Source organism: Litorivivens sp., from assembly GCF_041625495.1.
Classification (GTDB): Bacteria; Pseudomonadota; Gammaproteobacteria; order Pseudomonadales; family Spongiibacteraceae; genus Litorivivens.
In genome coordinates this window covers 1-4,693 of record NZ_JBFJTH010000226.1, presented here as the reverse complement: position 1 = coordinate 4,693, position 4,693 = coordinate 1, and the positions used below count along the sequence as shown (strand labels likewise).

The following is a 4,693-nucleotide window of genomic DNA, read 5'->3' as shown; positions in this document are numbered from 1 at the left end:
GAGTTTGATGGCAATAAGGTTCATTTATCTCTGACGGCGAACCCGTCTCACCTTGAGATTGTTGACCCAGTTGTACTCGGCAAGGCGCGAGCGAAACAGGATCAGTATCACGACCGCGAACGTCGTTCCGTTATTCCGCTCTTGCTCCACGGTGATGCCGCGTTTGCGGGGCAGGGCGTGGTCATGGAAACCTTCCAGATGTCGCAGACCCGCGCCTACCGCACCGGCGGCACGGTTCATATCGTGATCAACAACCAGGTGGGTTTTACCACCAGTTGTCCGGAAGATGCGCGCTCCACCGAGTACTGTACCGATGTTGCAAAAATGGTGCAGGCACCCATCTTCCATGTGAACGGCGATGATCCCGAAGCGGTATTGTTTGTCAGCCAGCTGGCCGTGGACTTCCGTCAGGAATTCAAAAAAGACGTCGTTATCGATCTGTTGTGCTACCGCCGTCGCGGCCATAATGAGGCCGACGAGCCGTCTGGTACGCAGCCGCTGATGTACGCCCAGATCAAACAACAAAAATCGACACGTGAGCTTTATGCTGCCTCGTTGATTGAGCAGGGCATTGTCGACAAAGAAGGCGTCGACACGATGGAAACCGAATACCGTGCCGCGCTTGACGAAGGTAAGCACGTGGTCAAAAGTCTGGTCATGGAGCCTAACAGCGGCATGTTTGTCGACTGGCGGCCCTTTATTGGACATGACTGGGGTGCACCCGGCGATACCACCTTTGAAGAAAAGCGTCTGCGGGAACTGGCTAACACCATCAACACTATTCCCGAAGGCTTTTCACTGCAGCGTCAGGTCTCCAAGATTTACGAAGATCGTCGCAAAATGGCAGCCGGCGCCACGCCCATCAATTGGGGGTTTGCCGAAACGCTGGCCTACGCCACGTTGCTGGAGCAAGACTACGCCGTGCGTATTACCGGCCAGGACGTAGGGCGCGGTACCTTCTCTCACCGCCACGCGGTGCTGCACAGCCAGAAAGATGGTCAAACCTATACGCCGCTCAAGCACGTTTCTGAAAATCAGCCGCGATTTACCATTTATGACTCGCTGCTGTCGGAAGAGGCGGTACTGGCTTTTGAATACGGTTACGCCACAACCCAGCCCAATACCCTGGTGATCTGGGAAGCCCAGTTTGGCGACTTTGCCAACGGTGCCCAGGTGGTCATTGACCAGTTTATCAGCAGCGGTGAATTCAAATGGCAGCGTCTGTGTGGCCTGACCATGCTGCTGCCGCACGGTTACGAAGGGCAGGGACCTGAGCACTCTTCGGCGCGTTTGGAGCGCTTCATGCAGTTGTGTGCTGAACACAATATGCAAGTGTGCGTGCCGTCCACACCAGCGCAGGTGTATCACATGCTGCGTCGGCAGATGATTCGCCCCATGCGTCGGCCTCTGATTGTCATGTCGCCGAAAAGCCTGCTGCGACATAAGGATGCGGTATCGAGCATGGAAGAGCTGGCCAACGGCAGCTTCCAGACTGTGATTGACGAAGTAGACGACCTCGACAAGAGCAAGGTGAAGCGCCTGATTCTGTGCAGTGGCAAGGTCTACTACGATCTGGTGGATAAGCGCCGCGAACACGAGAAAAATGATATTGCGATTGTACGTTTGGAGCAGCTGTATCCGTTCCCCTACGATCGTCTAAAAGAAGTGATCGCCGGTTACCCGAATCTGAAAAAGGTTGTGTGGTGTCAGGAAGAGCCGCGTAACCAGGGTGCCTGGTATAACAGCCGTCACCGCATACTGCGCGTGGTGCACAGTTTCCGGCCAGATAAGAATCTGCTGCTCGGTTATGTGGGGCGCGACCCGTCTGCTTCACCAGCTGCCGGCTATACCGCTTTGCACATAGAACAACAGACCCGCTTTATTCATGAAGCGCTGCGTCTGGATACACACTGACAAACAGGTATTAGGAATTACTGATGACAACCGAAATCAAGGCACCCACATTTCCAGAGTCAGTGGCCGACGGCACGATTGCCACCTGGCACAAACAGCCCGGTGAAGCCTGCTCGCGCGATGAGCTGATTGTGGATATAGAAACTGACAAAGTGGTATTGGAAGTGGTCGCGCCAGCCGATGGCGTGCTCGAAGAAATTGTCAAAGGCGAAGGCGAAACTGTGCTCAGCGACGAGCTGATTGGTCGTTTCAAGGAAGGGGCAACCGCCAGTAAGCCAGCAGCTGATAAAGCCGCACCAGCCGAAGACAGCGCCGGAGCCAAAAACGGCGCTGACCTGAAGGTCAGCCCAGCCGCGCGCAAGATGATTGAAGAAAACGGTCTCGAAGCCACAGCTATTGAGGGCACCGGTAAGGGCGGTCTAATCACCAAGGAAGATGTTGTTGCTCACATGGAGCAGCCCAAGGCGACCGACAAGCCGGCACCAGCGGCGAAAGCCAGTGCGTCGCAGGCACCGGAAAAAGCCTCGCTTGACAACCTCGTGGTCGGTGAGCGCGTTGAAAAGCGCGTACCTATGACCCGTTTGCGCGCCCGTATTGCAGAGCGTTTGCTCGATGCGAGCCAGAGCACGGCCATGTTGACCACCTTTAACGAGGTGAACATGAAGCCGGTTATGGAGCTGCGCAGCCAATACAAAGAATTGTTCGAAAAAACCCATAATGGCACGCGTCTTGGATTCATGGGCTTCTTCGTCAAGGCGGCTTGTGAAGCGTTGAAGCGTTTTCCCGCGGTTAATGCCTCATTGGACGGCAATGACATCGTATACCACGGCTATCAGGACATTGGTGTTGCCGTATCTACCGACAAAGGTCTGGTAGTGCCGGTATTGCGTGACGCCGATGCGATGGGTCTGGCCAATGTAGAAGACAAGATTCGCGACTTTGGTCTGCGTGCTCGCGACGGTAAGCTCGGTATCGACGATATTCAGGGCGGAACCTTTACCATTACCAACGGTGGTGTATTTGGCTCACTGCTGTCTACGCCCATTCTGAACCCGCCGCAGACCGCGATTTTGGGTATGCACAAAATTCAGGAGCGCCCGATGGCCGTCAATGGGCAGGTTGAAATACTGCCGATGATGTATCTGGCCCTGTCCTACGACCACCGCCTGATTGATGGCAAGGAAGCAGTACAATTCCTCGTTACCATCAAGGATCTCATCGAAGACCCGGCGCGCATTTTGCTGGAAGTCTGATTATAAGCCGGTCTGTGGTGCGGGCGCCTTATGGCGCCCGCTGACCATTCACTCGGAACACAGTTTTTATAGAAGGTTGAATTTATGTCGAAATTCGATGTTGTAGTCATCGGCTCTGGCCCCGCAGGTTATGTGGCCGCCATTCGCGCTGCACAGATGGGGCTCAAAACCGCCTGTATCGAAAAGAACAAAGGCAAGAACGGCAAGCCCGCCCACGGCGGCACCTGCTTGAACGTGGGCTGTATTCCGTCCAAGGCGCTGCTCGACTCTTCCCACAAATACGTTGAAGCGGCCCATGATTTTGCCACCCACGGCATCACCGCCAAAGATCTGAAGATCGACGTTCCTGCTATGATCAAACGCAAGGATCAGGTGGTGACCCAGCTCACGGGTGGTATCGGCGGGCTGTTTAAAGCCAATGGCGTAACGGCCATTGACGGTGCAGGCAAGCTACTTGCCGGCAAGAAAGTTGAAGTAACTAAAGAAGATGGCTCGACTGAGACTCTGGAAGCGGAAAATGTAATTATCGCTGCTGGTTCCTTGCCGGTAGAAATCCCGCCTGCCCCGATAGATCAGGACATTATTGTTGATTCCACTGGTGCGCTGGAGTTTCAGAGTGTGCCCAAGCGTCTGGGGGTTATCGGCGCTGGTGTAATCGGTCTTGAGCTGGGCAGTGTCTGGGCGCGTCTGGGTAGCGAAGTGGTTGTGCTTGAAGCGCTGCCCGATTTTCTGCCAGCCGTCGATCAGCAGATTGCCAAAGAGGCCGCCAAAATCTTTAAAAAGCAGGGCCTGGATATCCGTCTTGGTTGCCGCGTGATGGATAGCACGGTTGCCAAGAAAAAGGTGACTGTGAAATACAACGACGGCGACAAAGAGCAGGAAGAAACTTTCGATAAATTGATTGTGGCTGTGGGTCGCCGCCCGCAAAGCCAGAATCTGCTGTCTCAAGATTGCGGTGTCAATCTGGACGAGCGCGGCTTTATTTTTGTGAATGACTACTGTGAAACCGATGCGCCCGGCGTATACGCCGTAGGCGATATCGTGCGTGGCCCAATGCTTGCCCACAAGGGCTCAGAAGAGGGTGTCATGGTAGCCGAGCGCATTGCTGGTAAGAAAACAGCCATGAACTACGATGTGATTCCGAGCGTTATCTATACTCACCCAGAAGTTGCCTGGGTGGGTAAAACCGAAGAAGAGCTGAAATCCGACGGCACGCCGTACAACGTGGGTGTGTTTCCTTTCGTCGCCAGCGGTCGCGCGCTTGCCGCCAACGATTCACAAGGCATGGTCAAGATGATTGCTCACGCCGAAACCGACCGTATCCTCGGCTGCCACATCATTGGCGCTAGTGCTGCGGATCTGGTGCAGCAAGTTGTCATTGCCATGGAATTTGGCTCCAGTGCCGAAGATATCGGGCTCACGGTGTTTGGGCACCCGACGCTGTCTGAAGCCGTTCACGAGGCCGCACTCGCGGTGGCCGGGCATGCGATTCACATTCCTCACCGGAAGAAGCGTTAGACTTTTTT

The 4,693-nt window shown here is 54.8% G+C and carries 3 protein-coding genes; all 3 read left to right on the top strand.

What is annotated here, in order from left to right; translation table 11 throughout:
* A partial coding sequence (locus ABYP39_RS17415) for a 2-oxoglutarate dehydrogenase E1 component (protein WP_372783860.1) occupies positions 1-1,914 on the top strand: 1,914 nt, incomplete at its 5' end.
* Positions 1,915-1,937: 23 nt separating this feature from the next.
* Positions 1,938-3,167, top strand: coding sequence for a 2-oxoglutarate dehydrogenase complex dihydrolipoyllysine-residue succinyltransferase (gene odhB / locus ABYP39_RS17410; RefSeq protein WP_372747882.1), 1,230 nt, complete (start codon positions 1,938-1,940; stop codon positions 3,165-3,167).
* A gap of 84 nt (positions 3,168-3,251) precedes the next feature.
* Positions 3,252-4,685, top strand: coding sequence for a dihydrolipoyl dehydrogenase (gene lpdA / locus ABYP39_RS17405; protein WP_372783858.1), 1,434 nt, complete (start codon positions 3,252-3,254; stop codon positions 4,683-4,685).
* Positions 4,686-4,693: the final 8 nt, after the last annotated feature.